The 4,420-nt window shown below is 37.4% G+C and carries 5 protein-coding genes and 2 pseudogenes; 3 read left to right on the top strand and 4 right to left on the bottom strand.

Annotated elements, in window-relative coordinates; genetic code table 11:
- Positions 1 to 207 (top strand): annotated as a pseudogene (locus CBG25_RS14895) (hypothetical protein); the annotation flags it as partial.
- Positions 208 to 395: 188 nt separating this feature from the next.
- The gene (locus CBG25_RS14900) at positions 396 to 656 is read left to right on the top strand and encodes a hypothetical protein (RefSeq protein WP_290607605.1); all 261 of its coding nucleotides are present in this window, start codon (positions 396 to 398) and stop codon (positions 654 to 656) included.
- Positions 657 to 1,034: 378 nt separating this feature from the next.
- Here the strand turns inward: CBG25_RS14900 and sodB are convergent, their stop codons facing one another.
- Positions 1,035 to 1,616 (bottom strand): superoxide dismutase [Fe], encoded by a 582-nt coding sequence (gene sodB, locus CBG25_RS14905; RefSeq protein WP_290607607.1) that lies wholly within the window; start codon positions 1,614 to 1,616, stop codon positions 1,035 to 1,037.
- Positions 1,617 to 1,860: 244 nt separating this feature from the next.
- Here sodB and CBG25_RS14910 point away from each other — a divergent pair, with 244 nt between their 5' ends.
- Entirely contained in the window at positions 1,861 to 2,208 is a 348-nt protein-coding gene (locus CBG25_RS14910; RefSeq protein ID WP_290607609.1) for a Grx4 family monothiol glutaredoxin, read from the top strand.
- Positions 2,209 to 2,276: 68 nt separating this feature from the next.
- Here the strand turns inward: CBG25_RS14910 and rnt are convergent, their stop codons facing one another.
- From rnt to CBG25_RS14925, 3 genes and pseudogenes are all read right to left on the bottom strand, one after another.
- The gene (gene rnt, locus CBG25_RS14915; RefSeq protein WP_290607611.1) at positions 2,277 to 2,921 is read right to left on the bottom strand and encodes a ribonuclease T; all 645 of its coding nucleotides are present in this window, start codon (positions 2,919 to 2,921) and stop codon (positions 2,277 to 2,279) included.
- Positions 2,922 to 3,039: 118 nt separating this feature from the next.
- Positions 3,040 to 3,446, bottom strand: a pseudogene (gene gloA, locus CBG25_RS14920) (lactoylglutathione lyase).
- 602 nt (positions 3,447 to 4,048) lie between these two features.
- A partial coding sequence (locus CBG25_RS14925; RefSeq protein WP_290603757.1) for a transposase occupies positions 4,049 to 4,420 on the bottom strand: 372 nt, incomplete at its 5' end.

Here is a 4,420-nt window from a genome sequence, read left to right on the forward strand (position 1 = left end):
GAAGTTAAACAAAATTGTGGTATTGAACGCTGTCAGGCTCGCACGAGCCGAGCGCAAAGAAATCATATTTTTCTCGCTATTTCTGCGTGGTTTGAACAACATAAACGTCGTATATCTGAAAAAATAACCCTTTATCAACAAAATTGGGACGTAATCAAAAATGCTATTGCTGAGCACATCCGTGTTTTATTAGCGTACCCAAATTAGTTTTGTGCGAAACTCGTGTCAATAACGGAACAGGTTTGGGTACGTCGCAATCGACAAGTACAAACCACCAAACGTTATCAATGCAATGCACTAAGATTCGATCAGAAGATGAGCAGCTAGTGCCTAATATGACCTTGAATATGACTATAGACATTGCTCCTGGAATATCTCTTTATCAGCGGTCGAATATGTCATTCAACTCGGATGGTAATATTCGGCTTTCACCACTTAGTAATCCCAATTTTGATTTAGCTGAAGAAGTGGAGTGCTTTGAAGAAACATTCTGCGATCTCAGACCCTATATCGAACAATTAGAACGTGCGCGAGCCTCTCAGCCAGCAGCAGGAAGTGAATTTTTATCGTTAAATAGCGAAGAAAATAGTACAGATTCTACTCTCAATGTTGATGAGTTTGATAGGTTGCTAGCACAAAGAGCAAGAAGACTTTGAAGAAGCCAATCTTCCTGCAATAAGAGCAGCCGAATATCGGGCAACTTTAAGGGAAAATTCAGCGCTTACTGTTAATGATGAAGCTGAAATGCCAAATGAAAGTATTTCTTTAGTTAGAGCGCCAATTGAAGATGATGATCCATCAATTAACTGAGCAATAGACAAATAATTAAGAGAAAAACTCACAGTGATGTAGCGGCTAGATCAATGATAAAATTCGTTTATTTACTAACCCAGTATTATAAATAATGTAATTTACGATGTTATTTAATATTAATTATGTAATTGCTGTTCGTGACAATATTTAATAACAGCCATAGCCAGGAGTCTGTTATGGCTGTTTAACTTTTAACACTTTTTCAAATCATATCCAATAAATTATGGCAACAAATTTTGTTCGACAAATTGCCAGTTAACCAGCGACCAAAAGTTTGTCAAGTACTCTGCTCGTGCATTACGATAATCAATGTAGTAAGCATGCTCCCATATATCAACAGTCAGTAATGGTTTATCATCACCGCTGATTGGTGTTGCGGCATTAGAAGTATTGACGATGGAAAGCTTTCCATTTGCCTGTTTGACTAACCATGTCCAGCCGGAACCAAAATTTTTAATCGCCGCATCGGTAAACTGCTGCTTAAATTTTTCAAAATCAGCAAAATGTTGATTAATGACCTCAGCTATTTTACCTGTTGGATCGCCACCGGCATTAGGCGCTAAGCACTGCCAATAAAAGGTATGGTTCCAGACTTGGGCAGCATTATTAAATATGCCTCCTTGGGCGGTTGTTATAATTTCTTCTAATGATTTACCCTCAAAGTTAGTCCCTTTAATTAAATTATTTAGATTATTGACATAAGTGCTATGGTGTTTGCCATAATGGTATTCTAACGTTTCTTGAGAAATATGGGGCTCTAAAGCATTTTTAGCATAAGGTAATGGTGGTAATTGGAAAGACATTGCAGACTCCTTTTTTATTCGTATCGCGCAACCAGTTGATAAATAAAAAATATAAACATATTGACATTATCATTTTTTATATAGATAACTTAATAATTATGTTAATCAATTTTTATTAAATACGATCGGAACATAATAAAGATAGCAGCAAAGAGTTATCAAGTATTGATAGAAAATGGTATTCTATATCAATGTTATGTTCGCGTAGTGCAAAATAATAGATTTAGTTTTTAAGGAAGTAACAATGACGACAATAGAAAAAATTAAACGCCAGGTAAAAGAAAATCCAATTCTTTTATACATGAAAGGCTCACCTAAATTTCCAAGCTGTGGTTTCTCTGCCCAGGCGGTTCAAGCTCTTTCTGCTTGTGGTGAACGTTTTGCTTATGTAGATATTTTGCAAAACCCTGATATTCGTAGTGAGTTACCTAAGTATGCAAACTGGCCAACATTTCCTCAGTTATGGGTTGATGGTGAGCTAATTGGCGGTTGCGATATCATTATTGAAATGTATCAGCAGGGTAAATTACAGGAATTGATCACCGCCACTGCCGATAAATATCGCACTTCAGAACAGCCTGGCACTGAGTAGCTAAATAACCCTTATAAAATAAATAGTTAATTAGAAGGCAGTAAAATTATGCGTTACCACTGCCTTGATTATTCATCGGTTATAAGTGGCCAGCCACCTAATTTTTTCCATTTATTGACGATTTCACAAAACAGTAATGCCGTTCTATCGGTGTCGTAAAGAGCGCCATGTGCCTGTTTACCATCAAAAGGGATCCCTGCGGTATAACAAGCTTTAGCTAAAATTGTTTGACCAAAAACCAGCCCGCTAAGGGTGGCGGTATCGAAAGTCGCAAAAGTGTGGAACGGATTACGTTTTAGATTTGCTCGTTGAGCGGCAGCCATGATAAAACTATGATCAAAATTGGCATTGTGGGCAACAATAATTGCCCGATTGCAATCATTATTTTTAATACCTTTTCTAACCATCTTAAAAATTGCATGTAAAGCGGTATACTCGTCGACAGCGTTACGTAAAGGATTTGTTGGGTCGATGCCAGTGAAAGCCAGTGCAGTTGCTTCTATATTTGCTCCTGCAAAAGGTTCAACATGGAAATGGAGTTTTTCATCAATCTCTAACCAACCCGCTTGATCCATTTTTAGCGTCATAGCCGCAACTTCTAATAGCGCATCTTGTTGTGCATTAAACCCACCAGTTTCTACATCGATAACGACAGGATAATAACCTCGAAAACGCTTTGCCAGCGTGTTAACACCATTTTTTTTATTAGACATTTGCTTAAGACTTTATACTTGAGAATAAAGATATTATGCCAAATTTTGGCTAAAATGCATAAAATTGGCTTAAGTATAGAAAATGTATGGATAGATGCTCAATCAATGACGAAAAGCGTCAGTTACCTAAAGCATTACTGGCATTTTTATTTTCAATCAATTCAATTTGATAGCCATCAGGATCTTCCACAAATGCAATAATCGTTGAGCCACCTTTTACGGGGCCTGCTTCGCGCGTCACCTTGCCGCCTGCTCGCCTTATGCTACTACAGGTATCTGCAACATTATCAACGCCTAATGCAATGTGACCAAAGGCGGTACCCATCTGTAATGCTCAACACTCCAATTATAGGTTAATTCGATTACGGCACCTTTACTGTCATCATCAAAGCCGACGAAGGCGAGGGAATATTTGTATGTAGGATTTTCACTTGTGCGTAATAGACGCATACCTAATATTTCAGTATAAAAATGAATTGAGCGTTGCAGGTCGCCAACCCGTAACATGGTATGAAGTAAGCGCATATAAGCCTCTTTTTAAGTTTAAAAACCGTTCATTACTGATATTAATATAACGTGAACCTGACTATTATTTCAATTTATATAGTTGGTTTATTAATTAAAATTTACAATATAATTGATTACGTTACTTTAGTGTCAACTGCTGACGGCTTGAAAATATCGTTCAGTTAACTTTATAGTAGCTATTCAATTATAACTAATCGCTGATGTTGTTATAAGCTATTTGTTATCATAATATTGTAAACTGAACGGATATTTTTCATTTACAAGTTATGCATTAGTAATGCATAACAATTGTTTTTTTATTATTGCTAATAGCCGATGTATTAATTTATTACGTTGCTATAATTTTTATTTTTAAATTATTTGTTGACTTATTAGCTTATTTTATTTGGTATTATTTATTTAAGATATAGTGTTGTTTTATTATTTTTTTTTCAACTTTCAGGTAATTTATTAAAAATCAATATAGGGCACCTCGAAAAACTCAAGATTTTCAATTAACCCTTGGCTTTCATTCTAAATAATTAGATTTTTTTTGATTATCACGCTACTGATTCTATCGCACATTGCCCTGGCTAGGGCCATTTGACCCATTCTGGGCGTCAGAAAGCCACGATGCACGCGCTCTGGAAGTACGCCAACCGCTTTAGGTTGTAACATGCTGCCATCATCGTCATGGCAAAATTAGCGCGCACCTGTCCAATGGTGCGGATCAGTTTTCTACCCATTTGTTCCATCGCCGCAAATGCATGTTCAACCCGTGCCCTAGTCTTTGCAATCCTGTGGTTTCGCCCTTGCTGAGTCTTGGACAACGGTTTGTTTCGATGGCCTTTACGCTGAATCTGGCTCCTATAGCCGTTTGCCTTCAGCCAAGCTTCCCGCTCCGCAGAGGGATAGCCTCGGTCGGCGTAGATATTGCGATTGGTGTTGGCCTTGTCAATGACCCTTTCGAAATGCTGACTGTCGTGGGTGCT

Origin of the sequence: Arsenophonus sp. ENCA (genome assembly GCF_002287155.1) — a bacterium.
Classification (GTDB): Bacteria; Pseudomonadota; Gammaproteobacteria; order Enterobacterales; family Enterobacteriaceae; genus Arsenophonus; species Arsenophonus nilaparvatae.

What these genes read in the sequence shown, in the direction of transcription:
- CBG25_RS14900 (WP_290607605.1), top strand. Translation starts at nt 396, where the DNA reads ATGTCATTCAACTCGGATGGTAATATTCGGCTTTCACCACTTAGTAAT.
- sodB (WP_290607607.1), bottom strand. Translation starts at nt 1,616, where the DNA reads ATGTCTTTCCAATTACCACCATTACCTTATGCTAAAAATGCTTTAGAG.
- CBG25_RS14910 (WP_290607609.1), top strand. Translation starts at nt 1,861, where the DNA reads ATGACGACAATAGAAAAAATTAAACGCCAGGTAAAAGAAAATCCAATT.
- rnt (WP_290607611.1), bottom strand. Translation starts at nt 2,921, where the DNA reads ATGTCTAATAAAAAAAATGGTGTTAACACGCTGGCAAAGCGTTTTCGA.